The organism is Paenibacillus terreus, assembly GCF_042138595.1.
GTDB classification, from domain to species: domain Bacteria; phylum Bacillota; class Bacilli; order Paenibacillales; family Paenibacillaceae; genus Paenibacillus; species Paenibacillus terreus.
In genome coordinates, this window is record NZ_JBHIRX010000004.1 from 130,422 (window position 1) to 155,085 (window position 24,664).

Consider the following 24,664-nt stretch of genomic DNA (forward strand, 5'->3'; position numbering starts at 1 on the left):
TTACTATGGAGGGGGCCGCCCCCCTCCTCCATTTTTTCTTATGTTAGACATCTGTTTTTTGCAGATCCATTAGTTGCTGTATAGTGAGCAGAACTCCATTTTCTTCATTGGACTTTGTAATAAAACTTGCCGCCTTCTTGGTATTTTCACATGCGTTGCGAACTGCAAAACTATACTTGGCAATATTCATGAGCTCTACATCGTTTTCCCCATCTCCAAAAGACATAGTTTCCTCAAAGGTTACGCCGAGCATGCTCTGAAGTGTTTTGACCGTCTCCCCTTTATGTGTATGAAGAGCCGTAATATCCAGCCATTTGGGCTCGGAATCTACAATATAGATTTGTTCCAGCAATGTAATTTCAATATATTTTCTTAGCTCAGAGCTTCTGCTTTCCGGGTCGAAGACCGTAATTTTAATAAAGTTACTTTCAATCTGGTGAAACGAGTCCATTTTAATCACTTTTTCATAAGAATGTTTAACTATGTTGAAAAGCTCATCATTTATTGCCGTAAGCACATAAGCAGCTTCGCTTGTACAAGCAATAATGGTGATTTCCGGATCAAATTGCTGGATGATGCTAATGGATTTTTGTGCCAAATTATTGTCAATTGTAAACTCCTTTATGAGCTTTCCGTCTTTTTTTATTTTTGCCGCACTGTCCCCCAATATCCAAATGCCTTTGCCATGTTCTGCAAACAGCTTCTCTACCCGCTCACACTGCTTCCCGGTACATGCTGCAAAAGCAATATTTTGCTTCTGCATATCAGCATACACCTGTTTAAATAATTCCGTATCAAATGTACCTTTGTTATTCAGAAAAGTTCCGTCCAGATCAGTTACGACGAGTTTAATCATATAAATCCTCCGTAATGTATTTAATATTGTACTGGTCAAATCGAAGTTTACTGTATGATATATCTCAGCTCTGATGCTCGATTGTTTTTATCCATTTGAATCGATTTACTTTAACGATCGCTACAAAGCATTTCAGGATCTGATCACTCTTAAGAATGATAAAGATGATGACGGGTGAAAAATCAAATACGAATGCTGCTATTAAAGATAACGGCAATATGAATAGCCACATAAAAATAAAATCATTATACATCACAAATGTTGTATCTCCGCCGCTTTGAATAATCCCCGATAATGCCGGCATTTGATAAGACGTTCCGATCACGGTTATGGATAGTATGGTCATAAACGCTACCGCAAGATTTTTTGCCTCATCAGAAATGGAATACAAAATAAGGAAGTAATCTTTTGTAATAAATAATACGATAGCGCTGCCTACACCAATCAAAATATATAGTACCTGAAGCGTTTTGCTATAAGCCTTAACTTTTTCCAAACTGCCCTCGCCTACTGTTTTCCCCATAATTACCGCTGAAGCGCTTGCAGAAGCATAGGTTATCACCGTAACAAACTGGAAGATCGTCGCTGCTACACTATTTGCTGCAATGGCTGCAGTCCCCATATGACCCAGAATTCCAGTTTGCACAGCCATGGCCCCAGCCCATGACAGACTGGACAATAAGATGGGAAAAGCAATTTTTACATACGGTTTCAGAATCGACATATCCAGCTTCAAAAAATCTGTTATCTGAAGTCGCAAAGTTAGTTTGGCTTTTAACATATAGGTAATGACGATGATACTTTCGATAATACGTGAAATAAATGTTGCTATGGCCGACCCGTTTTGCCCCAATTCAGGCAACCCCAAATACCCATAAACCAATAAATAATTAAGAGTGACATTAATAACCAGAGTACAGAGGGAAACCATTAGACCAATTTTTACAATTTCCATACTGCGCAGCGTAGCCAATAAAATATTGCTGATGGCGAAAAAAACATATGAACATGAAATGATCCTTAAAAACGCAGCCCCTTCTTGGATAATAACCTCATCTGTAGTTAGTGCTGATATAAGCCCTGAAGAGTAAAACATGGCCACAAACCACATGAGACAACTGATCAAAAGAGATACTGCCATACCGGTGCCCGCGACTTTTCGAATTGAATGTATCTCTTTGGCGCCCCAGAGGCGTGATGCCAAAATAATGACGCTTTGCGAGCAGCCTATGATCAGAAATGTTGCGATAAATTGAACCTGATTGGCAAGCGCTGCTGCCGAGAGAGCGGTCTCGCTATATCCACCAAGGATCAGGTTATCCGAAAGATTGACTCCTATTGTAATGATGTTTTGGAGGCCGATGATCAAAGTCAGACTGAAGAAGGCTTTATAAAAACTTTTTTCTTCAACCAAAAGCTTCATGGTTGTACTCCTTTACCCTATGTTTTGGGAGAGGAGGCTCGATCGCGCTGTGTCATCCTTATCACCTTCCCCCTGCTTTATTGATATTCGCTTTCTTTGTTTTTATAAATTATGAGGAAGTTTCGTTTCATTATTTTCTTTTCCAAGCCCGATAGGCTTTGCCGCTGGAGCCAGCAAACCAGCGATGGTTACAGCGATAAGCACAACAATTAAGGCACGAAGCAGGCCGACCGATTCGCCGATAACTCCCAAAAAAGGCGGTCCGACAAGGAATGCGAGGTAGCCGGCTGTTGATACTGCGCCTACCCTTGCTGCTACTCCGCGCGGGTCATCTCCAGCCGCGGACAGCCCCACTGGAAAGCCGAAGGCTGCGCCAAGTCCCCAAAGCACAATCCCAACCGTTGCAAAAGCGTAACTCTGCCCGAATATAACAATGAGCAGTCCAGCTATAGCAAAAAGCGCGGATCCCCGCAGAATGACAACTCTGCCGAACTGGTCAAGCAGCATACCGCCTGCTGCGCGGCCAATCGTCATGGCGGCCACAAATAAGCCAAAAGCGAATGAACCCATGGCTGGCGTAACCTTGTATCCGTCCACCATGACAAGCGGAAGCCAGTCGTTTGCAGAGCCTTCCGCAAAAGCCATGCCAAGCACAATGATGCCAATCAGAACCGTACGCGGCTCTTTCCATACGGCCATGCGTTCTCTGGCACTCATTGGCGGATCATTCGAATCCTGGCCAGTTTCTTTCCCGGTGCCCGCGGGCACGAGCCGCACTAAAAATATCACCGATAACAAGATAACAGCCACGACAAGCCCCATATGGACAGTTACCGGTATACCAGCTTTAATCGCAGCCGATCCTGCGACGGCGCCAAGCAGCGTACCCACGCTGAACGCGGCATGATAGCCGGTCAGGAGCGATTTTTGGACAGCTTTCTCAACTGCCGTCCCTTCCACGTTCATGGCCACATCACATATCCCGTTCCCGAAGCCGAAGACTGCCAATCCCCAAAATACCGTGATACCGTTAATCAGCCATGAGCCGCCAATACCTACAATGACAAGTCCAATCGTACTGACTGCCAGCCCGGCAGCCATAACAAAACGTCCGCCTTTATGTGCAATAAGATGACTGGCACTCAAGAGACCGATAATAGAACCCAGGGCCAATCCAAAAATAATCCAGCCCATTTGTGACGTTGAAGCTCCCAGCGCATCCCGAATCGTTGGCGTACGCGATACCCAGGATGCCATGGAATATCCGGGCAGTGCAAAAAAGAAATAAATAGCGATACGCCATAAATAAGTTTGATGACTGTTTAACGCTTGATTCATACATGTCCTCCTACGTCGAAGTGTTAAAAGCGCAACTTTGTAAATCTATTTTATAAAGTATATTTATTAAGTATGCAGCATTTTCTATCTTTGTCAAGAAGTCAATCAACAGAATGGCAAAACGAAACCCCTTGAATCGAATCAAAGGGTTCCGTTTTGGTGAACTTTTTGTAAAAGACCGTTTATTGACGGTCAAATTGCACCTGCATCTCTTGCCGAATAGAACGACGGATAAATCGGTCGATAATTTAATTCTTCTCTGATCCGTGTTGTATCGACAACCTGGTCCCATGGATGAAAATCCTGCTGCAGCGCATCTGGCGAAATTTCGCTATTATGAAGTTGAAGCAGCTCCGCAACGGAGATCGGCGCATCGTCGGCAACATTGTAGATTCGGCCGTCAATACCTGGTGCGGCAGCTGCAAGCATCAGAGCCTGACTTACATCCGCATGGTGTGCCATATGGATTCGTTTGGCCGGATTCCAATTACGAAAAAACGGCAGACTTTCCGTGATGTGAGGATCCCGTTCGCCATAAACAAATGGAAGCCGGACGATGCGTACTCCCAATCCCTGTTCACGATGAAGCTGCAGCAGCGCCTCTTCGGCATCGGCTTTCGATTGAGGATAAGGATGATAGGCAGGCCTCAGCTCGTCATCTTCACGGTTTGGTCTCGAATGATCCCCCGCACCGTATACATTATTGGTGCTGGAAAAAACAAACCTCGGAACATCCGTCTGTAACGCAGCGTGTGCCAGGGCTATGCTGCCATCGAAGTTTGAGATTTTGGTGGTATGCTCGTCTACCCCTCGGAACTGTGCTGCCAAATGAATCACAGCATCAGTGCCCCGGAGAGCACCAACATAATTGTCCGGCTGCAAAAGATCGCCTTCTAAAACTTCAGCCCCTTGCTGGTGAAGCCAATCCGCTTTTGCAGTGTCCCTCACTAACAGTTTAACGTGATGACCACGCTGTAACATACGCGGAACAAAACGGCTTCCTACTTTACCTGTCGCTCCTGTTACAAAAACGTTCATTCTTTCAGTCCTCCCAAGTTTTATTGATGTTATACGGGAAGTATAATAGAATGTGCAAACAGCTTCCCTCCTGCGTTTATCGTAGGATTGGGAGTGTCAGGATAAGGAGGAATTATAAGTGGAAGAGATTTCTTCCAGAGGTTCATTAGGTGAATTTTTGCGTTTGTGTCGAGAACGTCTTTCTCCGGAAGATGTAGGATTAGTATCTTATGGACGACGGCGGACCCCGGGGCTGCGAAGGGAAGAAGTAGCCCAGCTTGCCCATATTGGAACATCATGGTACACCTCTTTGGAACAAGGCAGAAGTGTCAATCCGTCGGAGGATGTACTGAACAACATAGCCAAAGCGCTGCGATTGACTGAAGATGAACGTCACCATCTCCATCATCTTGCAAGACCGTCTCAACAGGAGAAAGCAGAAGATCAGCAATTAAATGCAGGCTTGGAACGGACAATTAGAGCTCTTGAACCTCATCCGGCATTTGTGATTGGGAGGTATTGGGATATACTGCTTTGGAACAAAGCAGCTGAGCTAGTTTTCCGATTACCGTCATTTTCAACTCATATGCAGCAGAGGCTCAATTGGATGAGACATCTTTTGACAGGCGCCGGGCCAGGATCAGACATACAGGATTGGGAAGCCAGAGTACAAATTTTAATTGCACAGTTTCGTGCGGATTATGCGCACTTCCCTAATGATATGAGATTTAAGGAGCTTATTGAGGAATTTATGCAGAACAGCCGGCTGTTTCGCGAGATATGGCCGCTGCATCACGTTCAAGTCGTAACAGATCGCCATAAACAGCGGTACGATCCTCGTATCGGAGTGATGGAGTTTGAACATGTAACCTTGCAACCGCCAACCAACCCTGATCTGAAGATCATGATTTATACTGCTTCAACGGATACGGCTGCGCGTTTGCAAAGTTTAATAAGCATTGGAGAGCATTGATAGTCACTTATGACCTGCTCGACTTGTCATCCAGACCGTGTTACATGGCCCATTCAAAGTGGACCCTGTGGGAACCCTGTCCCATGACGAATCAGGTCGGGGTCCACGTGGTTCAGAAATGGGACAGAGCCGGCTCCAATTCTTTGAGTGTCAGCCAGCGCATGCCTGCTTCAAAATCCTGCTGAAATGTCTGCTGCAAAATCACATCAGGATAGGACGGCATGGGCTGCCGAATCTGATAAGAATCCCATGCGGGATTCCAGGTATCTGCCTCCACTGTGTCCTGATAGATCACTATTTTGTCCGGCGCGAGAACGGCATTGACGGTTTGAATGATTTGACATACCGTACCCGCAAACGTTGCCTTGTCCATCCCGCCATTCCAATCCAGATCCATGGGGAGAAACTTGATTTCACCGGCCATGCCGTTTTTGCCTTTGACTATTTTTCCATCCAGATAAATCCCCATCCCGGGCGGGTATTTTGTGGGGAAATAGATGCCAAGCACTATTTGTCCGTCATCCATTTCCTGCTGTGCACAATATCCAATAACCGCAGCATTCACGTCATTCTCCACCATCACAGGCAATCCAAATCGGGATTCAATTTCCTCAATCATACGAACACCCGTAAGCTCCCGATGACTGGTCACGGTTATTTCTCCATTGACTGCCTGCCCGGGAATGCCTATGCCAATCACTTTAATGGAAGGATACAGTGTGAGGAAATGACCGATAATTTCATAGAAGTGCTGCCGGTTAAAAACCGGCATTAAGTATTCTTCTTTTACCAAAATATGATCTTCCAAATTCACGACTGTTACGGAAACAAGCTCCTGTTCTTGTTTCTCCTTGATATAAATGACGAGCGCGAGACTGAAGTCATAATTATAACGATAGGTAAGCGCGGGTCTTCCCCCGTTCGATGGAACGATCTCATCTTCAAATAGCTCTCCAAGATCATGGAGCTCCTTCACAAGGGAATTGACTGTAACTACACTCAGATTGGTCAGTTTGGCCAGCTGTGGTTTGGTTGCTGTTTCGACTCGTTTCATCACCTGGCGCACATTGTTTAAATTGATTTCTTTCATTAGAGTAGCATTTGCTCTTTTCATGGTCCACCTCTAATGCAATACTATAACATGACCGAAAGATAGATCAACCAATCAGGCTTGGCTGACCTATCTTTCAGTCGCGAAAGTGCAAAATGAAATGACTTATGATTTACAGCGTGGATGCATCAATAACGAAGCGGTAACGCACATCACTGCGGAGCACCCGCTCATAGGCTTCATCTATCTGGTCGGCATGGATGACCTCGATTTTAGGGGCGATGCCGTGCTCCGCCGAGAAATCGAGCATTTCTTGAGTTTCGCGAATCCCGCCTACAAGGGACCCGGCGATGCTGCGGCGGCCCGTTAGCAAGGAAAACACATTATACTGATCAGGTGTGCCTGGTGCGCCGACATTGACAAGGGTACCGTCTATGCGAAGGAGCGATAAGTAGGCATCAACGTCAAGATTGGCAGACACGGTGTTTAGAATAAGATCAAAGCGGCTGGCGAGCGTTTTGAATGTTTCCGGATCGCTGGTTGCAAAGTAATGATCTGCGCCCAGGCTCAGTGCTTCATCCTTCTTATTCATGGAGCGGCTCAGGACCGTTACTTCAGCTCCAAGGGCATGCGCATATTGAATTGCCAGGTGGCCCAGCCCTCCAACGCCCAAAATGGCTACTTTTTTACCGGGACCGGCATTCCAGTGCTTCAAGGGAGAATACGTGGTGATCCCTGCACACAACAGCGGACTTGCTGCGTCCAGTTTCAGAGCGTCTGGAATTCGGACTACAAACCTTTCCGTAACCACAATTTTTTGGCTGTACCCGCCGTAGGTTGGATTACCATCGTAGTCCAGTGAATTATAGGTCTGCACTACGCCTTTTGTACAATACTGTTCCTCACCCTTAAGGCAATATTCGCATTCTCCGCAAGAGTCAACAAAGCAGCCCACACCAACGCGATCACCAACTGTAAATTTCGTAACTTCAGGGCCTACTGCTGCCACCACTCCGGCGATTTCATGACCGGGAACCATCGGGAAAATCCCCTCCCCCCATTCACCGTTTACGCTGTGAATATCTGAATGGCAAATTCCGCTAAACTTAATATCGATTAATACGTCGTCTGGCCGCAATGCTCTCCTTTCCATCGTGGTCTTTTCGAAGGGCATCTTTACGCCTGGGGCGCTAAGTACGCGTGTTTTACACATGTTATCTCTACTCCCTTGCTTGAAATTTGCTTGCCTTTACAGCATAAATGTTAAAGTGAACTTGAAGTCAAGGGTGTTTTTTTCTAAGATAAATCAAGTATAATTAAATAGGCTTCGGCTCTATATCGGTTAACCGCGAATATGAGCATTGTTCCCTACGTTCTTTATTGTCAATATTGTTTGGAACTATGTTAAAGTTTACTTTAATGAAAGCGGGGAGAGAAAAACATGCTAAGCATTAAAGAAGTCACTGAGATAACAGGAATATCTGCCTCCACACTTCGGTACTATGAAAGTGAACAATTGCTTCCTCATGTAAAGCGTGATGAAAATGGAAAACGTCTATATGACCAAGAAGATCTAAGCTGGATTGATTTTATTACCGCACTTCGGGCAACAGGAATGCCCATTGCCCAAATTCAGGAGTATGTATCTTTGTATAAAGAGGGAAACCAAACAATTTCTGAACGTAAAATGATGATGCTTAACCACAAAAAAGATATTGAGAAGAAAATCAAAGAACTCTACTATAATATGGATAAAATCAATTATAAATTAGCATTATACGATATTCTTGAGGCGCAAATAAACAATATAACAATTAAAATTTGATGAAATGCCCCGTATGTGCAAGCCCTTTTTGCATGATGTAAACGAAAAATCCCAATCTCTCAATATATGCTGAGAAATTGGGATTTTTATAAGCTTGGAACGCTTAAGTGTTACCATTATTTACACTCGTCAGCCCGCTGCGGAACGCGGCATCATCGCCATGCTCCAGACCGAACAGTACCTCCTGTAGGGCGAATGTTCCCGGCGACCCTCTTCAGAAGCTCCGCCTCCTTCCAGTAATAACATTTTAATCGAACCATTCATATATTTTAAGACCAAGAGATGAATGGTAATCCGGGAAAAAATGCTTCCCAACGACCAATAGGAGCGTGTTGCCTTCATGAATCCCAAAGAAATTCTATTTTCAAATTTATGCCCCATCGGAAAGGGGCGGTCTTAATGACCTCTAATCCGGACTCGAAAAGGCGGTTAAAAATTGTTCAGGTCATATCTCCGAGTGCGCAGCCGCTTCCCTCCCATAAAGGAGGGACAGAAAAGGCTGTTTATGAATTGACCGAGGAGCTGGTGCGGCGCGGCCATGATATTACGCTGTTTGCTCCGCCTGGCAGCAGAAGCAGAGCCAAGCTCATCACCTATCCTGCAAATCTGACACATGAGGGGCTTGCCGATTTTGTTTTGAATCGCCTTCCCAGAGACGTTGACGTCATTCATGACCATTCCTTCCGCTCATCGCTTGGGCTGAGAAAACCGAGCGTGCCTACCGTATGTACTATTCACCTCCCCGTCAAACAGCAGGTTGAACATCCTGTTTATGTGAGCAAGAGAGCGCGGCAGCTTATGGGAAACAATCGCGGATACTGCGTTTACAACGGCATCAACCCTGACGAGTACGAATATAGTGCCGAAAAACACGATTATCTGCTGTTTTTAGGACGGATCATCCGTAATAAAGGCATATTGCAGGCCCTTGATATTGCCGAAAAGACGGGAAAACGTTTAATAATAGCCGGTCCGATAAAAGCCCCCTCTTTTTTTAAAAAAGAGGTTGAACCCCGTATAGCGAGGAACCCGAAAATACGCTTTGTCGGGGCAGTGAACGGAAAAGAAAAACAGAAACTGTTGAAGCATGCCCAGTGTCTTCTGTTTCCAATTTTGTGGGAAGAGCCTTTCGGCTTCGTCATGGTCGAGGCGCTGGCATGTGGTACACCCGTGCTTGCCTTGAAAAAAGGGGCTGTATCTGAAGTATTGTCCGGTTTTCCTCAATTGATATGCAATTCGGTGGATGAAATGATTCAAAAGATTAAACGCCCAGACTACCCGGCACCTTCCGCCCTTCGGAAGTATGTAGTCAACCGGTTTACGAACAAGAAAATGACGGATGAGTATTTGAAAATATACCATGAAGTGATGGCCGGACGAAATGTGACAGCAAAACGGAGATTGACAGCAAAACGAAAAATAACAGCAAAACGAAATGTGGTGTCCAAGCGAAAGTTATCGGCAAAGCGAAGTATGAAAGTCAATCGAAAAGTTCCGGTAAGCCGGAAGCTAAGGACAAAACGGAAGTTATCGGACAAATTAAGTATGACAGCCAGACGGATAAGATCGGTAAGATGGAAGCTGACGGCAAAACGGAGGACAAAAAGATAAAAGATAAGCAGTGACCAAGTATCTCCGAATATTTCAACTGTAAAATTGATAAGGCAGTCTGATGATCAAAGTGATGTAGAAAAGCTGACCGACTGGTCAGCTTTTTTAATTGTTGTTTATTTGCTGAAATAGTGGCCCTGTTCAAGGTCCGCGATCAGTGCTGGATGCTCTGGACGCCAGCCCAAAAGCTCCTGGGTCCGTGCGCTTGACGCCGGGTTATCGGCTGGCACGAAGGAGCCAAGGAAGCTGAAATGGGCTTCCGCTTCCTCGGGGGAAATGCTGACCACCGGTACGTTCAGGTGGCGGCCGATGACTTCTGCAATATCGCGGAATGGCACACCCTCGTCGCCGACCCCGTGCAGCCGTGATCCTGCAGGCGCGGATTCCACCGCCAGCCGGAAGAGACGAGCCGCATCGAGACGATGCACAGCCGGCCAGCGGTTGGAGCCGTCGCCCACATAGGCTGAAACCCCCTTGGTGCGGGCGATGTTAATGAGGGTCGGCACGAAGCCCTGATCTCCTACGCCGTGCACGGATGGAGAGAGACGGACAACCGATGACCGCACTCCGCGTTCAGCCAGCGCAATAACCGTGTTCTCCGATGCGCCCCGAGGTATATCGGAGCTGATCAGGACTTCTTCCGTTCCGAGCTGCCCTGGGAGCGTCAAAGCGAGCATCAATGTACCCGAGGTGTTAACGAACGGTTTGCCAGTGCCCTCGAGTACATCTCCCATTGCCTCCACTGCACGTAAATCGGCTTTGAGCCCGTTGGCGAAATCTGAGAAGTCATGCTTAAACGCCAGATGAATAACGCCGTCCGCTGCGGCCGCACCGCTGCGAAGGCTGTCGAGGTCGTCAAGGCTGCCACGGTGTACCTCCGCGCCGGCTGCTGTTAAAGCCTCAGCGGATGAGTCTGAACGGGCAAGCCCGACCACCTGATGCCCTGCCCCGAGCAGTTCGCGGACAACGGCGGTTCCGACGAAACCTGTCGCTCCTGTTACGAAAATACGCATACTTATAATTCCTCCTTTGATTTTCCGGTATAGGATACTTGCTACAGGACAGATTATAGTACGAAAAGTTAACTAAGTAAACTATATTATATAAAATAGTTAATTATTTTTTTTATGTTAATTTGGTTTCAGTTATCAGCAATTTTCGATATAATAGGAATAATGAGTTTTGAAGGAGGCTTCAATCGGTGAGAAAACCCGTAAGCGAAGAAAAGTATCTGCAGAAAATTAAACCCGTTATAAGAACAATCAGGTTTAGTCAACTTAAAATAGATGAAATCGCAAAATATATGGACATTAGCAAAGTGACACTCTATAAGCATTTTTCATCCAAAGATGAAATCATCCAGAAGCTTGTAGATTATTCCATTAACTTCCTGGCAGAGGTTGATGATGTGGTGAAAGATGATTCCCTTTCTTATATCGAACGGTTTCAAAAAACGTTTCTGCAATCGCTGATATGTGTGATCTATCTATCTGACATATTCCTGCAGGACCTCAAGGAATTTTATCCTCCTCTTTTTGAGAAGCTTGCTGCTGCGCAGCAGAACAGAAACACAAATTTACAGGCTTTTTTTGAAGCGGGGATGGATCAGAACATTTTCAACAGAATGAATGCCGTATTGTCTATGGTGCAGGATGACGCTGTGCTGCGGCGCATCATGGAGCCGGCATTTTCTATTCAATATGATGTTACCTTGAAGCAGGCCATTTTTGATTATTACAAAATGAAACAGTATCAATTGCTTAAACCGGAATATCTGGATACTGTGGACGATTCCGTTGTTGAAAAAGAGATCGTCAAAATTCTGCAAACGATCCTGTAAGAAAAACGTCTATCGACGTACATTCAAGGAAGACAGACCGCACTTAGCGGAGGTTTTTCTTGAGATTATAGAGTTGTTCAGCTCCGCTGAAAACTTATAAACTCTATAATCATAAACACAAGATGGGTCAGCCAATTAAGCTTGGCTGACCCATCATTCTTTTGAGCAAATGTAAAATGTGTTCGAAATCTGAATGAATCAGATAACGCCCTGTGCAATCATGGCATCCGCCACTTTTGTGAAGCCGGCAATGTTCGCCCCAACGACCAGATTGCCGGGATGGCCATACTCAGCCGCTGCATTAACGGACGATGTGTAAATGTTTTTCATAATCTCATGGAGCTTCGCATCCACTTCTTCAAAGGTCCAGGAGTATCTCATGCTGTTTTGCGCCATTTCAAGGGCGGAAACAGCGACCCCTCCCGCATTTGCGGCTTTGGCGGGCCCAAACAGCACATTCGCTTTGTGGAATACCTCAATGGCCTCAAGAGTGGAAGGCATATTGGCCCCTTCTCCGATAGCCTTGACACCGTTCGCAACCAATATGTTAGCTGTCTGCTCATCAATTTCATTTTGTGTGGCACACGGGAGTGCGATATCACACGGAATGGACCAGATTTTTTCACAGCCTTCCACATAAACAGCACCCGGATGCTCCTGCACATATTCACTGATCCGTGTTCTTTCCACTTCTTTCAAATGTTTGACCGTTTCGAATTTGATCCCGTCCGGATCATAGACATAACCGTTCGAATCACTGCATGCCAGCACTTTAGCGCCCAGCTGCGTGGCTTTCTGCATGGCATAAATGGCAACATTGCCGGAACCGGAGACGACAACCGTACTTCCCTCAAAATGCAAACCTTTGGATTTCAGCATTTCGTTTACAAAATAAACCGTACCATAACCGGTAGCCTCCGTACGGCCAAGGCTGCCGCCGTAACCGATTCCCTTGCCCGTCAGAACACCGGCTTCATTGCCGCCGCGAATTCGTTTATATTGACCAAACATATAACCGATCTCCCGGGCTCCTACACCGATGTCGCCTGCAGGCACGTCGGTATCAGGGCCGATATATTTGTACAGTTCCGTCATGAAGCTCTGGGTAAACCGCATAATTTCCCCGTCTGATTTACCTTTCGGATCAAAATCGGAGCCGCCTTTCCCCCCGCCGATCGGCTGACCTGTAAGCGCATTCTTGAAGATCTGTTCAAATCCGAGGAACTTGATAATACTTGCGTTTACGGAAGGATGGAATCTCAACCCGCCTTTGTAGGGTCCGAGAACGCTGTTAAACTGCACGCGGAAACCCCGGTTTACTTGCACATCGCCCTGATCATTTACCCAAGGTACCCGGAAGGTGATCACTCTTTCCGGCTCAACGATTCTTTCCAAAATACCATGCTGCATGTACTTCGGATGCTTGGCAATAACAGGAACCAGCGATTCAAGAATCTCTTTAACCGCCTGGTGAAACTCATTTTCGTGAGGATTTCGTTTAACTACAGCTTCATATACATTCTGGATATACTTGTTTGCTGTCACTTCTGCTTGCTGCAGCGTTGAACTATGGGCCACGATCTTCATCCACCTTCGTCATCAAATTGTAAAAATTCCATACTCAATCCAAACCATGCACCACTATTTAGTTCAACATATTAATTGAAATGCCAACGAATTGGCAACTATTATTTACAATGGATGTTAAGTTTTTATTTTTTCAGGGTGATAAAACTTATTTATTGGAGTACCTCGCAATGACTCGAACGAGCTTGGCCGGGAACTGTTTCAGATTCGTAATATCACTGGGCGGCTGATAACGATCGGGTCGCGGATATAGACTTAAAAAATAAACAAGCCGCAAAAAATGCGACTTGTTTAAGGAGACTTAGCGGGCCTACGCTATCTTCTAAGGCTGGTGATTCCTGGCTTTCTCTTGCAAAATGGTGCGCAGCTCGTTCATCTCCTCCTCTGTTATCGACTGCTCCTCGAAAAACTGAACGAGCATCGATTTCATTGTCCCGCCATAAATTCGATTGAGAAAAGACTTCGCCTCGGCGATTTGACATTCGTTTTGCGTGTACAGCGGAATGAAGGCATACACCTTATAACTCTGGTTGACGCCAACCACCTCTTTTTTGACCAGCCGATCCAACAGAGTGCGAATTGTTTTTGGCTTCCAATCCGTCTTTTCCTGTAAAGCGTGAATCACCTCGCTTGCCGTTCGCGGAGCTTTTTCCCACAGCACGTTCATAACTTCCCATTCCGCTTCCGATATTCGCGGCACCTGGTGAGACATCTCCATCACTTCCCATCTCCATAAATACCCTTATCCTGCAAAATCTTTAATGTAATATCCGCCGCCGTACTTCCGTTTGAGCGATCCGCATTTTGGATATTCGCTGCAAAGAAGTAGGTGTTCCCATGGTTCTCTACAAAACCGATAAACCAGCCGTTCGTATTTTTATGATTTACAGCGCCTGTACCTGTTTTGCCGTAAAGAACCGCGTCCCCCTCTTCTTCCAGCTTGATTGCATTCTTCACGGTCTGAATATGTTCTTCCCCGAATCCGATTTGATTCGTATACATTGCCTTCAGCAATTGCACCTGTTCAACCGGCGATATTTTTAACGAAGAAGACTCCAGCCAGTACGTACCCGGCCCGCTGGAAATATCTGCGTTCCCGTAATGAATTTGTTTCACATATGCCTGTAAGACGCTGTGGTCAAGCTTGCTCTCCATCGACTGGAAATACCAGTTGACCGAGCTCTTCATCGCTGTAAACAAATTTTGATCCTTGTTCCACTCCTTATATGGATACCTTTGGCCGTTCCAAGCGATCGTGGAATTTTTGTTCGAAATAACGCCTGACTCCAGACCGATCAAAGCGCTGTAAATTTTGTAAGTGGAAGCAGGCGGCACCCTCCATGTGCTTTTCCGTTCATTGTAGATGTGATATTGATCCGCATGCATATCGTATAATACAAAGGCTCCGTCATAACCGGAGAAATAATCGCCAAGATCCTCATAGACGGTACGCTCTTCGTTAAAGGAATAACGTTGATCGCCGTCGCGGGCCAGCGCTGAAACGACCGGAAGCTGACTTGCAACCAGGGCGACTGCAAGCAGGACTACAGTAATGCTCTTGAACTTTAGCCCTTTTGATTCAGGACGAAAGCTCGCAATCGTTTCGATGCGTTTTTTGAGCTGGCTGGCTGGACTGACAAGCTGACTTGCAAGGGAGTAATTCGCGGGCCGTAACGCTCTGTCCGCAAAATTGATAATCGTATGGCCATATTCAATATGGCAGCGGTCATCCAGTAATTGCAGCACGGCGATATCGCAGGCGATTTCCCTATCCAGTCTCATTCTTCCAAATGCGATCCAAACAAAAGGGTTGAACCAGTAGATTATTTGAAATGCCACGATCGCATAATTCGTGATATTATCCTTGCTTTTCAAATGACTCAATTCATGCAGGAAAATATATTTGATTTCAACTAAAGAAAGCCAGTCCGAAAATCCGGCCGGAAACACAAAATACGGCTTGAACAAACCGGCCATCATCGGCGATTTGACCAACGGTGATTCCAGAACAACCAAGTTTTTATCGATGCCCAGCTGCCCCTTGCACTGCTCGAACAATTCTAAAACCTCTTGATTTGTTACCCGCTGGGAACCGGTCTTCAAGTCTTTGATTTTAAGCCAGGTGCGCATGGTCACTATAGCAAAAACGAGCATCCCGGCTGTCCAAATTCCGGCTGTTATGGTCTGAAGAAACGGCGGAGCGGTCCGATTTACTGAAACCGTAAAGTCCTGCAGCCAATTTGTATTCGCGGTCACCAGATCTCCCGAATCGTTAACAGCAACACCTGTTCCATTGGGCAAAATGCCATCCAGGCCGGAAAAATACGTTCCGAAATGGAAAAAATGAACCGGTAGTAGAGGAACCGTTAATGCAGCGAGCAGTACAAACCATATTTTATAGTGCCACTTCACAGTCAGCAGCTTGCGGAAGACGGTTTTGATCAGCATAATTCCGGCGGCGGAAATAGAAGAAACGATGAAGCTTGTAACCAACAGGGAAAAAAACATGCTGCTCCTCCCCTCCTTCCATCTTGTACAACCTCTTCTGAAGAATGACTACGTATGTAATCTGTTTTCAATACTACATTTGTAATCTATTAGTGTCAAATTTCAATGCCAACTTAGGTTTGGTAACGCAAAAGCCCCGCTCCAAGTTTGAGGGGGCAAAGTGAATATGCAGGAAGTTCCTTGTTAATTCGCTGGTTCAGTGACCTTTTCTTTTGTACGGTTTGTGCGAAAATTTCCCGACAGGTATAATCCCAGAAGCACAACAACGGTAGCTATAACGGCGTACCAGGTGATGGGCTCACCCAGTATGATGGCAGCCAGAATATAACCTGTGACAGGATTCAAAAGCAGCCAGTTATTCGCTCTGACGGCATCCTGCTTCAGCAAATAAAACCAGAGGCCCATACTGAAAATCGAGAGACCGAAAACTGACCAAAGAAGAAATACTGCAAGATGAAGATCCAGATGGACCGGTGTTCCCGACTCCAAGAACAAAGTTGGGATCAACAGAAAAATACCGCCGATGAACCCCTGCCACGCGTTTATTACAAGATTGGGCAGCTGCAGGTTGGCCTTTTTGTAAACCAGACTTCCGACAGCCATGGAGATCATTCCAAAGGAAAGGAACAAAATACCGGCTAGCGTGGCGTGACTATTTGCCAATGACGGGTAGGTCGCAATGAAAAGTCCGATGACGGACACCGCCATACCGAGCCATTCTTTCGCTCGAATATGTGTGCCCATGAAAAATAAGGAAAAAAGAGCAAACACAAAAGGACTTATGGGGAGAAAGAGATTGAATATCCCGGCAGAAATCGTTCGAATGGATAAGCTGCCGAGGCCCAGAAACAACGTGGTGTTCAATAAACCCAATAAGAACAAAATTTTCCATTCCCTTTTGTTAGGCAGGGGATATTTGCTTTTATTAAATCCGTAAATAAAAATAAGCAGCAGCAGGCCAGCGATAAGCAGACGCATTGTTACTAAAGTTAATGGAGGCGCCGACAGCAGGCCGATTTTCATTATAATAGCCCCCGATGAATATAACACAGTAAAAAGTAAACCGATTAATAATCCTTTCAAATTCATAACTTTGTACCCTTCTCTCTCTTAGTAGTTGTATTCCCCACTCCCAAATGGATGGTGTTGGTTACGGATTGATATTATAATGTATATTAAATTCTGAAAAGTACGCAGAATTTTATTATATAGTATTAAAAATAGAACTATTGGAGGGATAAGGGCTGTGGGCAACCGAGAGAATAAGAACGATGTCATTTCGGGTATGGAAGGACGCGGATGTCCTATTGAAACTACATTGGATGTGATCGGTGGGAAGTGGAAAGGAATGCTTCTGTATCATCTGATCGACGGTCCGCGAAGATTTAATGAATTTCGCCGTCTCTATCCGAAAATTACGCAATTTATGCTCACACTGCAACTCCGTGAGCTTGAGCGGGATGGCATTATTCATCGCGAGGTTTATAAACAGGTGCCGCCTAAAGTGGAGTATTCGCTTACTGAATTTGGCAGAACGTTGGAACCGGTCATTTTGTCGATGAGGAATTGGGGAGAGACTTATCAAAATACTGTTGAAGATATTCGATTACAATCGCAGCAGTCGGAAGAAGCTGAACATAATAACCAGGGCTGAAGCTGACGATCAATCTTTAATTGCCAATAATTTTATAGACCATTACACAAAAATTGATATAATGGATTGATTGTTCACGATGAACATATGTCAAGTCAACTGAGGGGGAGTTTAAAAGGAATGGCTGAGAAAAAGGTCACCTGGCTGGAGCTATTTTATGATCTTTTGTTTGTAGCAGCAGTCTCAAAAGCAACACATGTCTTATTGCATGCAGAGCATGGAATCATTCCCATGGAATATTTGTTTAAATTTATTTTGATTTTTGTTCCGATCTGGTGGGGATGGGTGGGACAAACGCTCTTTATCAACAGATTCGGACAGGATACTTTCATTCAGAGGATACTAATTATCCTGCAGCTGTTTTTTGTGTTAATCATGACAGCGAGTCTGTCCCCTGATTTTGATCAATACTATATCCCCTTCTTTATTGGATACATAGGTTCAAGAGCGCTGACAGCCATCCAATATTTTTGGGCACACAGAGCAAAAGCCGCTCATCAACAAGTGACGGCTTCCTATTTGGGCAAGCACTTTTTGTTCGGAATCTTGATATCCACCTTTTCACTTTTTTTTGATTCCTGGATTCGGTATGCCATTTTGTATTTGGGAATTGCCGTAGACATTGTACTTCCCTTGATTGGACGCCGGCATCTGGTGAAAACACCAATCAATACGCATCATTTATTTGAACGTTTTGCCCTGTTTACCCTCATTCTTTTAGGTGAATCCGTGATCAGCATCCTTGCTGTGCTGCAGTTCAACAACTGGGAGATGTCATCTGTTTTATTTATTGTATTTACAGCTTTGCTAGTCATTGCAATGTGGTGGCAGTATTTTGACAATATAGAAACCAAGGTGAGCAAAGACATACAAACTGCCGGGCAAACGATCATTTATGGTCACCTGTTCGTCTATTTATCCTTGAGCATGATCGCTGCTTCCATTCAATTGCTCTATCTAGAGCAGCTGGATTATTCATTTATGCTGATTTTTGTATTTGGATCTGTGCTGCTGTACTTTCTCTCTACATCTTTGGTATTTCACCGGTACAGGCACAAACATCTGCGGCTCAAACCCTATCATTGGGCGGTATTCGTGGGGATCATCGCTTGTTTTATCACGTTTGACTTGATTTATCATGTACCTAGCTATGCAATCGTAGGAGAAATCATGGTGTTCTTTGTCGCGTACGCGAAGTTAACAGCATAATGACCTGACAAACCATCCAGGAACGTTGAAATTTCCAGGATGGTTTTGTTTTTTTATGATGCTTAACCTTCTGTCAAATCAGCCCTCAAATCACTTGCCACTTCAATCATTTTGGGGATGACCGCTTCGTCGTAAATGGCTACATACAGATCCCCCATATAATGCCGAAAAGGAATTTTCATATCGCCGTGGCTCCACATGAAAAAGTCTCCATCGATGGACATTGTGCTAGTAGGCCCTGACACCGTATACACCGTTGAGTATGTAAAATCGGGCTTGGATGCAAAGTAATCCTTGCATTCTTCCAAAGTTATGGTTTGTTCCACTGAATTTTCCTGAAATGACCTGGTGATGCGAAACCGCTGGCTCATTAAGACTCCTCCAATATGAAATTTGTTATATGTTTTCCCTGCACATCATAATACTTGATTAAGTATTGGATTTGTGTCTATTATTAAAAAAAAGTGCTGAAAACATGCAGCTAAATAAGCTAAAGTCCATTGTACACTATTTCAGGAAAGTTTGGTGTTATTGCGATGCCTAAAGTGGATCGAAGAATACTTAAAACGCAAGAAGCGCTGAAGAAAGCCGTCATTGAACTGATGACCGAAAAAAGCTTTGATGAGATCACCATACAGGACCTTTCCGACCGTGCCAATGTGAGCCGAGGAACCATTTATCTGCATTATCAAGATAAATATGATTTGCTGGATAAGCTGATTGAAGCTCATATGAATGAGCTAAGGGAAATATGCTTGTCCTCAGCGGATTTGGAGTATGTTGAAGCCGAGCTCTTGTGGTTTGAATATTTTGAACGGCATTATTTGTTCTTTTCAACGATGCTGGCCAGCAAAGGCGCTCCCTTTTTTCGGACCCGGTTCCTTGAGCTCGTCGTCAGTGTCCTTCATGAAGATAGCTGCCAAACGGAAGGCAGAAATGAAGAGTTTCATTCAGATCTTGTTATAGAGTTTTTCGCCTCTGCGATTGTGGGAATCGTGGAATGGTGGTTCAAGAACGAAAAGCCTTATTCTCCCCAGGTTATGGCTGAACAGGTAGGCAAGCTTCTGGAGCGAAATCTCTAATAACAATTCAAAAAAGGATCAGCCATTGTTTGGCTGACCCCTCCTTTTGAAGATCATAGAATTTATAAGTTTTCAGCAGAGCTGAACAATTCTATGATCGCAAGAAAAACTTCCGCTAAACGCGGTCTGTCTTCTGTGAATTACGTCGATAGACGTTTTTCTTATTTTGTACTCAGTCATTACCGGCTTTGGCCTCGCTTGTTTGCGCCAGCTTTTCCTCAACCAGTTTCATTGGGGTCACATCATTTCCTTCAGGGTCGACGACGGATACGCTTAACAGGGTATTTTTAAATTGCCCCCGAATGATCTGTAAATAATCCTGCCGCAGTACAGCTTGTTCGGACTTCTCGTGTTCAGTCAGCCCTTCCCCACGCTGTTTTCTGCTCAGCTCATTGATTCTATCGAGTATTTGGATCATGGTAATGCCCCTCTTTCATAGTAATGTAGAATGCGGAAAATGTTTTATGTTTAATTATCTTGATATAAAGATATATGAATTTCATTCAATTGTCAATAGGTAAAGAGCAGCTCCCATGATTACATCTATTACACTATCGCACAACAATGTGCGTTCTTGTGAGGACATCGGAATTAAACTATGATTGATTCCACGGCAAGAACGTTATTGGGACTTTTCCCTGTAGCCGATTTATATTAAAGGAGCTGGATTTAATGAACCACAGTATAAAAAAAGAAGACGTATTGGCAGCCTTCGAATTTAGACATGCCACCAAGGAATTTGATCCAACAAAGAAAATTTCCGTCGAAGATTTTGATTTCATTCTGGAAACGGCCCGGCTCTCTCCAAGCTCGGTTGGCCTTGAGCCCTGGAAGTTTGTCGTTGTCCAGAATGCGGATTTGCGTGAGAAGCTGCGCACTGTAAGTTGGGGAGCACAAGGGCATATGCCTACAGCCAGCCATGTCGTATTAGTTTTGGCGCGCAAAGATGCAAGCTACAAGTCCGACTACTTCTGGCAGCAATTGACCGGGGTCAAGCAAATCCCTGCGGAGAACGTCAAAAACATGATGGGCCGCTACCAGTCTTTCCAGGAAGAAGATTTCAAGCTGATGGAGTCGGAACGCGCGCTGTTTGATTGGGCTTCCAAGCAAACCTACATTGCTCTCGGCAACATGATGACCAGTGCCGCCCTCATCGGCATTGACTCCTGCCCGATCGAAGGCTTCGATAGAGACGCAGTGGACGCCATTTTACGCGAAGAAGGGCTGCTGGAAAACGATCAGTACGGAATCAGCGTGATGGCTGCGTTCGGATACCGTGTCAAAGCTCCGCGTCCTAAGACAAGAAGAGAAGCGACTGACGTGATCCGCTGGGTTGAATAAGAAAAATAAAAGGAGTACAACAATTATGTGTAAAACTCATGTTCTGAGTGTTCCAGGTGCAAAAGCACCCTTTGAAAAAACAACTATAGAGCGCAGGGAATTACGGCCAGACGATATCCTGATTGATATTAAGTTCAGCGGTATTTGCCACACTGATATTAGCAACGCCCATGATGAATGGGGCGGCGGTATTTTCCCCATGGTTCCAGGGCACGAAATTGCCGGAATCGTTGAAGCGGTGGGATCAGAGGTTACCAAATTTACTGTCGGCGACCGTGTTGGCGTTGGCTGCTTCGTTGACTCTTGCGGAGAATGTGAATATTGCCTCAAGGGTGAGGAACAGTATTGTGCAAAGGGCGCAGTACAGACCTACAGTTCATTGGATTACGATGGCAATCCAACCTATGGCGGATACAGTCAAAAAATCGTTGTTAAGGAAGGGTTCGTAATCCGCATTCCGGATTCGCTGAAGCTGGATGAGGCAAGCCCTCTTCTATGCGCAGGTATCACGACCTACTCTCCATTGAAGCATTGGAACGCTGGTCCGGGTAAAAAGGTAGCCATTCTCGGAATGGGTGGGCTTGGCCATGTAGCGATCCAATTTGCCCACGCACTGGGCGCTGAGGTAACGGTCTTGAGCCGTTCTGCAAACAAGAAAGAGGAAGCTTTGAGTTTTGGGGCGGATCATTACTTGCCCACCAGCGATCCTGCAACATTCACTGAATTGGCTGGCCGTTTCGACCTCATCTTGAACACGGTGTCTGCCAACCTTGACATGGATGCGTATTTATCCCTGCTTCGCGTAGATGGAACCCTTGTAAATATAGGCGCACCGGCCGAGCAGAGTAAATACAGCGTGTTTTCCTTGCTCTTGGGTCGCCGCAGCCTTGCAGGCTCACTTGTTGGCGGTATCCGTGAAACACAGGAAATGCTCGATTTTGCAGCGGAGCACGGAATTGCCCCTAAAATCGAGGTCATCCGCGCAGACCAGGTAGACGAAGCATACGAGCGTGTACTGCGCAGCGATGTCCGTTATCGTTTTGTCATTGATATGTCTACTTTATAAAAACGGTCAAGTAAAAAAGATCAAACTTCCAGCGCGCACCGATTCTCTATTGGTGCGCGCTGTTTGAGTTTACCTGCTTTCTTTTTTTAATCTTTGGCCGTGTTAATTCGAAGCTATGGTTCACCATTTCATGAATTTCTTGCTCCGGTAGTTCGCCATCCAGGATAAGAGTATTCCAATGTTCTTTGTTCATATGGTATCCTGGCGTCACTTCTTTAAAGAGGGTGCGCAGAAAATCTGCGCGACTGGGTTCGCATTTAAGGTTGACACACAAATGACCGTCATGATGAAAGATCAGCGCAAATATTTTCTTATTTCCTTTGTGACGCATTACAGTCCACTCTTCTCCAAAAGGGTGGTCTTCATAAGAGCCTGGATATGACAGACAGTATTCAATAGTTTCATCTTTAGTCAATCGTACACCCTCCATAGACGAAATATGCCGTTGTTCCTCTTATAATAGCACATATGTTCGCTTTGAAAAAGTGGCGTGTGATTCAAGAATTACCCTCCCCTAACAAATCAAGCGCTCCCGTTTTACAAAACTCATATATGATCATGTTGTAATATACTCTACACATTGGAGTGTGAACTTAGTGAACAAGCGTGCTGATGAACCTCCCCTACTTACGCTTGTCTTAGAAGTAGGGGTTTCTTACCAGCCACACCGTTACTTTCTGCAAACAAATAGGTTGGCTATTTGCTTTCGCTGCCAGCAGCGGAAATCTAGCGGGGTGGTTCAGTAAGCAACACTTTTGCAAGTGGGTGGGAACTCACCGTCTACTACTTCTCGCTACACTACGCGATCCGTAGATACTTGATCGTTTTCGTTTCGCCCAAATATCGGATGTCTCCATGCAGATATTTGGACAATATTCCTTTGCTTCCATGTACGTCCCGATGTTCTTTATAGCCGCAGGAACAGGTATAGTTTCTTGTAGAAGTTTTTTTCCTTCTACCGCAACAAGGACATTGTTGACTTGTGTAGCTTTCATCCACCTGTTTCACGCTTGTTCCATGGGCTTCAAGCTTGTATTCGAGTTGTTTCCGGATCTTGCCGAAGCTCCAATTGGATAACTTTTGCGTGACAGTCTTGCTTCTCTTCTTTTTCGTATGGCGTTGGACACCCTCCACTTGGCCAATCACGACTTCCTTGACGCCATGTTCCGTACACCACTGCACAAATTGCTTGGTTGTTTTATGAATGACATCCTGGAGTTGGTGTTCGCTTTTGCTGAGGATGTAGGTTTTGGCTTTCTTGTACTTTTTCCATTGCCGACTGCCTTTTTGGCATTTGCTCATCCGCTTCTGGATTTCAGCCAGTTTCTTGTTGCGAAGCCGATGAATGCTTCTGGCTTTTCTTCCCGTGATCAGGATCGACTGGTTTGCGGTGGTTGTTGCCGCGATCGAGTGAATCTCTCCCAAATCCACACCTGCAACCTCGCTGCCCTCGTTGACTTTGGCCTCTTCCCCATCCTCATAGCAAAGAGAAACCATCAATTTTCGGTCATACACCAGTTCGATTTCTTTGATCTCGGCATCAGGCAAGTCAGCCACGACGATCTGAATCGGTTGTTGGCGCTTACCGTTCTGGATGCCTAAGCTTAATTGGATGGTGTTGCCCTCGATTTTGAACGATTGGTCTACCCATTTCGTGTTGAAAACCTTCTTCTTTTTATAGGGGTATTTGGTCTTCAGGCCTTGCCTCTTCGCTTGCCTTGCACTCTCACGGGCAAACAAATATTTATGACAAACAGCCTGTATAGATTGTGAATGCAGAGGGAACTTATTTTTTATTGCGGCTTGAAGTTTGGTTTGTCCAATCCATTTTCCATCGTGTTGCAGAAAATAGTTCTTGGCGATGGACAGACACTCATTCCAGACTTCGGCGGAAATCCGGTTGCACGCAAACAGTCGGTCCAGATCGGCTTTGGAAGTTCGGAATGCGGTTTTGACACAGCGAATCACTCCACTTTCACCTCCTTCCCTGGATGTTCAATATAGGTTTTCCATACTTCCAGAGGCGCGCCGCCCACGGTAATCAGACAGTAACTTTACAACCAGAAATATTCTTTCCACAGTTTCTTTTTTTACATCGGGGCGAAGGGTTACCGCCTTGACGAGAACGTATATTCCCATCATACCATACAATTACTCGACTAGAAAGCACGAGCCTTATACAATAGACAAGTGCATTTAGGCTTCGCCTAACCGAGATTCATCCCCTACTCAAAGTTTTGTGAGCGCTGCTTCCTGAATAAGCTTCGAACAAAACTCGCTTCG

Annotated in this window: 24 protein-coding genes; 9 read left to right on the forward strand and 15 right to left on the reverse strand. The window is 45.3% G+C overall.

All coding sequences use genetic code 11. The features are described from left to right. Positions 1-43: 43 nt before the first annotated feature. The 4 genes from ACE5KN_RS09775 to ACE5KN_RS09790 form a co-directional block, all read right to left on the reverse strand. Positions 44-856, reverse strand: coding sequence for a Cof-type HAD-IIB family hydrolase (locus ACE5KN_RS09775; protein ID WP_375525318.1), 813 nt, complete (start codon positions 854-856; stop codon positions 44-46). Between the two features lie 64 nt (positions 857-920). Next, the gene (locus ACE5KN_RS09780; protein ID WP_375525317.1) at positions 921-2,279 is read right to left on the reverse strand and encodes an MATE family efflux transporter; all 1,359 of its coding nucleotides are present in this window, start codon (positions 2,277-2,279) and stop codon (positions 921-923) included. A 102-nt stretch (positions 2,280-2,381) separates the two neighbouring features. After that, positions 2,382-3,617 (reverse strand): MFS transporter, encoded by a 1,236-nt coding sequence (locus tag ACE5KN_RS09785; RefSeq protein WP_375525316.1) that lies wholly within the window; start codon positions 3,615-3,617, stop codon positions 2,382-2,384. A 192-nt stretch (positions 3,618-3,809) separates the two neighbouring features. Then, positions 3,810-4,655, reverse strand: a complete 846-nt coding sequence (locus ACE5KN_RS09790; RefSeq protein WP_375525315.1) for an NAD-dependent epimerase/dehydratase family protein — start codon at positions 4,653-4,655, stop codon at positions 3,810-3,812. A 118-nt stretch (positions 4,656-4,773) separates the two neighbouring features. On the opposite strand from ACE5KN_RS09790, the gene ACE5KN_RS09795 reads away from it, so the two are divergent. Beyond that, complete coding sequence (locus tag ACE5KN_RS09795; protein ID WP_375525314.1) at positions 4,774-5,607, forward strand: helix-turn-helix transcriptional regulator; 834 nt, start codon at positions 4,774-4,776, stop codon at positions 5,605-5,607. Positions 5,608-5,719: 112 nt separating this feature from the next. Here ACE5KN_RS09795 and ACE5KN_RS09800 read toward each other — a convergent pair whose 3' ends face one another. After that, on the reverse strand, positions 5,720-6,721 hold the full coding sequence (locus ACE5KN_RS09800; protein ID WP_375525313.1) for an ROK family protein: 1,002 nt from the start codon (positions 6,719-6,721) through the stop codon (positions 5,720-5,722). A 109-nt stretch (positions 6,722-6,830) separates the two neighbouring features. Continuing rightward, positions 6,831-7,871, reverse strand: coding sequence for an NAD(P)-dependent alcohol dehydrogenase (locus ACE5KN_RS09805; RefSeq protein ID WP_375525312.1), 1,041 nt, complete (start codon positions 7,869-7,871; stop codon positions 6,831-6,833). A 228-nt stretch (positions 7,872-8,099) separates the two neighbouring features. Here ACE5KN_RS09805 and ACE5KN_RS09810 point away from each other — a divergent pair, with 228 nt between their 5' ends. Then, positions 8,100-8,483: a MerR family transcriptional regulator gene (locus tag ACE5KN_RS09810; protein ID WP_375525311.1), complete on the forward strand. Its 384-nt coding sequence runs from the start codon at positions 8,100-8,102 to the stop codon at positions 8,481-8,483. Between the two features lie 399 nt (positions 8,484-8,882). Beyond that, positions 8,883-10,094: a glycosyltransferase family 4 protein gene (locus tag ACE5KN_RS09815; protein WP_375525310.1), complete on the forward strand. Its 1,212-nt coding sequence runs from the start codon at positions 8,883-8,885 to the stop codon at positions 10,092-10,094. Between the two features lie 116 nt (positions 10,095-10,210). On the opposite strand, the gene ACE5KN_RS09820 is transcribed toward ACE5KN_RS09815, so the two are convergent. Continuing rightward, positions 10,211-11,107, reverse strand: a complete 897-nt coding sequence (locus ACE5KN_RS09820) for an SDR family oxidoreductase (protein ID WP_375525309.1) — start codon at positions 11,105-11,107, stop codon at positions 10,211-10,213. A gap of 188 nt (positions 11,108-11,295) precedes the next feature. Here ACE5KN_RS09820 and ACE5KN_RS09825 point away from each other — a divergent pair, with 188 nt between their 5' ends. Then, complete coding sequence (locus ACE5KN_RS09825) at positions 11,296-11,934, forward strand: TetR/AcrR family transcriptional regulator (RefSeq protein ID WP_375525308.1); 639 nt, start codon at positions 11,296-11,298, stop codon at positions 11,932-11,934. A 198-nt stretch (positions 11,935-12,132) separates the two neighbouring features. On the opposite strand, the gene gdhA is transcribed toward ACE5KN_RS09825, so the two are convergent. The 4 genes from gdhA to ACE5KN_RS09845 all read right to left on the reverse strand — a co-directional run bounded on the left by gdhA (position 12,133) and on the right by ACE5KN_RS09845 (position 17,118). Continuing rightward, positions 12,133-13,512 (reverse strand): NADP-specific glutamate dehydrogenase, encoded by a 1,380-nt coding sequence (gdhA, locus tag ACE5KN_RS09830; RefSeq protein ID WP_375525307.1) that lies wholly within the window; start codon positions 13,510-13,512, stop codon positions 12,133-12,135. A gap of 331 nt (positions 13,513-13,843) precedes the next feature. Then, complete coding sequence (gene blaI, locus ACE5KN_RS09835; RefSeq protein WP_375525429.1) at positions 13,844-14,233, reverse strand: penicillinase repressor BlaI; 390 nt, start codon at positions 14,231-14,233, stop codon at positions 13,844-13,846. Between the two features lie 5 nt (positions 14,234-14,238). Further along, a complete protein-coding gene (locus ACE5KN_RS09840) occupies positions 14,239-16,029 on the reverse strand; it encodes a BlaR1 family beta-lactam sensor/signal transducer (RefSeq protein WP_375525306.1) in 1,791 nt (596 codons plus the stop codon). Between the two features lie 183 nt (positions 16,030-16,212). Then, positions 16,213-17,118: a DMT family transporter gene (locus ACE5KN_RS09845; RefSeq protein WP_375525305.1), complete on the reverse strand. Its 906-nt coding sequence runs from the start codon at positions 17,116-17,118 to the stop codon at positions 16,213-16,215. A gap of 196 nt (positions 17,119-17,314) precedes the next feature. On the opposite strand from ACE5KN_RS09845, the gene ACE5KN_RS09850 reads away from it, so the two are divergent. Further along, positions 17,315-17,683: a winged helix-turn-helix transcriptional regulator gene (locus ACE5KN_RS09850; RefSeq protein ID WP_375525428.1), complete on the forward strand. Its 369-nt coding sequence runs from the start codon at positions 17,315-17,317 to the stop codon at positions 17,681-17,683. Positions 17,684-17,803: 120 nt separating this feature from the next. Next, positions 17,804-18,892, forward strand: a complete 1,089-nt coding sequence (locus tag ACE5KN_RS09855; protein ID WP_375525304.1) for a low temperature requirement protein A — start codon at positions 17,804-17,806, stop codon at positions 18,890-18,892. Between the two features lie 62 nt (positions 18,893-18,954). Here the strand turns inward: ACE5KN_RS09855 and ACE5KN_RS09860 are convergent, their stop codons facing one another. Beyond that, complete coding sequence (locus ACE5KN_RS09860) at positions 18,955-19,263, reverse strand: hypothetical protein (RefSeq protein ID WP_375525303.1); 309 nt, start codon at positions 19,261-19,263, stop codon at positions 18,955-18,957. A 165-nt stretch (positions 19,264-19,428) separates the two neighbouring features. Between ACE5KN_RS09860 and ACE5KN_RS09865 the strand changes: the two genes are divergently transcribed. Then, positions 19,429-19,974 carry a TetR/AcrR family transcriptional regulator gene (locus ACE5KN_RS09865; protein ID WP_375525302.1) on the forward strand — a complete coding sequence of 182 codons (546 nt, stop codon included), beginning with the start codon at positions 19,429-19,431 and terminating at the stop codon, positions 19,972-19,974. Between the two features lie 172 nt (positions 19,975-20,146). On the opposite strand, the gene ACE5KN_RS09870 is transcribed toward ACE5KN_RS09865, so the two are convergent. Next, positions 20,147-20,392, reverse strand: coding sequence for a DUF896 domain-containing protein (locus tag ACE5KN_RS09870; RefSeq protein WP_375525301.1), 246 nt, complete (start codon positions 20,390-20,392; stop codon positions 20,147-20,149). A 254-nt stretch (positions 20,393-20,646) separates the two neighbouring features. Between ACE5KN_RS09870 and ACE5KN_RS09875 the strand changes: the two genes are divergently transcribed. Both ACE5KN_RS09875 and ACE5KN_RS09880 read left to right on the forward strand, forming a co-directional pair. After that, positions 20,647-21,315, forward strand: a complete 669-nt coding sequence (locus tag ACE5KN_RS09875) for an NAD(P)H-dependent oxidoreductase (protein ID WP_375525300.1) — start codon at positions 20,647-20,649, stop codon at positions 21,313-21,315. A gap of 25 nt (positions 21,316-21,340) precedes the next feature. Further along, positions 21,341-22,381 carry an NAD(P)-dependent alcohol dehydrogenase gene (locus ACE5KN_RS09880; RefSeq protein WP_375525299.1) on the forward strand — a complete coding sequence of 347 codons (1,041 nt, stop codon included), beginning with the start codon at positions 21,341-21,343 and terminating at the stop codon, positions 22,379-22,381. Positions 22,382-22,427: 46 nt separating this feature from the next. Here ACE5KN_RS09880 and ACE5KN_RS09885 read toward each other — a convergent pair whose 3' ends face one another. Next, complete coding sequence (locus tag ACE5KN_RS09885; protein ID WP_375525298.1) at positions 22,428-22,796, reverse strand: MmcQ/YjbR family DNA-binding protein; 369 nt, start codon at positions 22,794-22,796, stop codon at positions 22,428-22,430. Between the two features lie 383 nt (positions 22,797-23,179). Then, positions 23,180-24,349 carry an RNA-guided endonuclease InsQ/TnpB family protein gene (locus ACE5KN_RS09890; protein ID WP_375525297.1) on the reverse strand — a complete coding sequence of 390 codons (1,170 nt, stop codon included), beginning with the start codon at positions 24,347-24,349 and terminating at the stop codon, positions 23,180-23,182. Positions 24,350-24,664 lie beyond the last annotated feature (315 nt).

Bases quoted from the DNA above. Each gene is read 5' to 3' on its own strand.
- ACE5KN_RS09775 (WP_375525318.1), bottom strand. From the start codon at position 856: ATGATTAAACTCGTCGTAACTGATCTGGACGGAACTTTTCTGAATAAC.
- ACE5KN_RS09780 (WP_375525317.1), bottom strand. From the start codon at position 2,279: ATGAAGCTTTTGGTTGAAGAAAAAAGTTTTTATAAAGCCTTCTTCAGT.
- ACE5KN_RS09785 (WP_375525316.1), bottom strand. From the start codon at position 3,617: ATGAATCAAGCGTTAAACAGTCATCAAACTTATTTATGGCGTATCGCT.
- ACE5KN_RS09790 (WP_375525315.1), bottom strand. From the start codon at position 4,655: ATGAACGTTTTTGTAACAGGAGCGACAGGTAAAGTAGGAAGCCGTTTT.
- ACE5KN_RS09800 (WP_375525313.1), bottom strand. From the start codon at position 6,721: ATGAAAAGAGCAAATGCTACTCTAATGAAAGAAATCAATTTAAACAAT.
- ACE5KN_RS09805 (WP_375525312.1), bottom strand. From the start codon at position 7,871: ATGTGTAAAACACGCGTACTTAGCGCCCCAGGCGTAAAGATGCCCTTC.
- ACE5KN_RS09810 (WP_375525311.1), top strand. From the start codon at position 8,100: ATGCTAAGCATTAAAGAAGTCACTGAGATAACAGGAATATCTGCCTCC.
- ACE5KN_RS09815 (WP_375525310.1), top strand. From the start codon at position 8,883: ATGACCTCTAATCCGGACTCGAAAAGGCGGTTAAAAATTGTTCAGGTC.
- ACE5KN_RS09820 (WP_375525309.1), bottom strand. From the start codon at position 11,107: ATGCGTATTTTCGTAACAGGAGCGACAGGTTTCGTCGGAACCGCCGTT.
- blaI (WP_375525429.1), bottom strand. From the start codon at position 14,233: ATGTCTCACCAGGTGCCGCGAATATCGGAAGCGGAATGGGAAGTTATG.
- ACE5KN_RS09840 (WP_375525306.1), bottom strand. From the start codon at position 16,029: ATGTTTTTTTCCCTGTTGGTTACAAGCTTCATCGTTTCTTCTATTTCC.
- ACE5KN_RS09845 (WP_375525305.1), bottom strand. From the start codon at position 17,118: ATGAATTTGAAAGGATTATTAATCGGTTTACTTTTTACTGTGTTATAT.
- ACE5KN_RS09850 (WP_375525428.1), top strand. From the start codon at position 17,315: ATGGAAGGACGCGGATGTCCTATTGAAACTACATTGGATGTGATCGGT.
- ACE5KN_RS09855 (WP_375525304.1), top strand. From the start codon at position 17,804: ATGGCTGAGAAAAAGGTCACCTGGCTGGAGCTATTTTATGATCTTTTG.
- ACE5KN_RS09860 (WP_375525303.1), bottom strand. From the start codon at position 19,263: ATGAGCCAGCGGTTTCGCATCACCAGGTCATTTCAGGAAAATTCAGTG.
- ACE5KN_RS09865 (WP_375525302.1), top strand. From the start codon at position 19,429: ATGCCTAAAGTGGATCGAAGAATACTTAAAACGCAAGAAGCGCTGAAG.
- ACE5KN_RS09870 (WP_375525301.1), bottom strand. From the start codon at position 20,392: ATGATCCAAATACTCGATAGAATCAATGAGCTGAGCAGAAAACAGCGT.
- ACE5KN_RS09875 (WP_375525300.1), top strand. From the start codon at position 20,647: ATGAACCACAGTATAAAAAAAGAAGACGTATTGGCAGCCTTCGAATTT.
- ACE5KN_RS09880 (WP_375525299.1), top strand. From the start codon at position 21,341: ATGTGTAAAACTCATGTTCTGAGTGTTCCAGGTGCAAAAGCACCCTTT.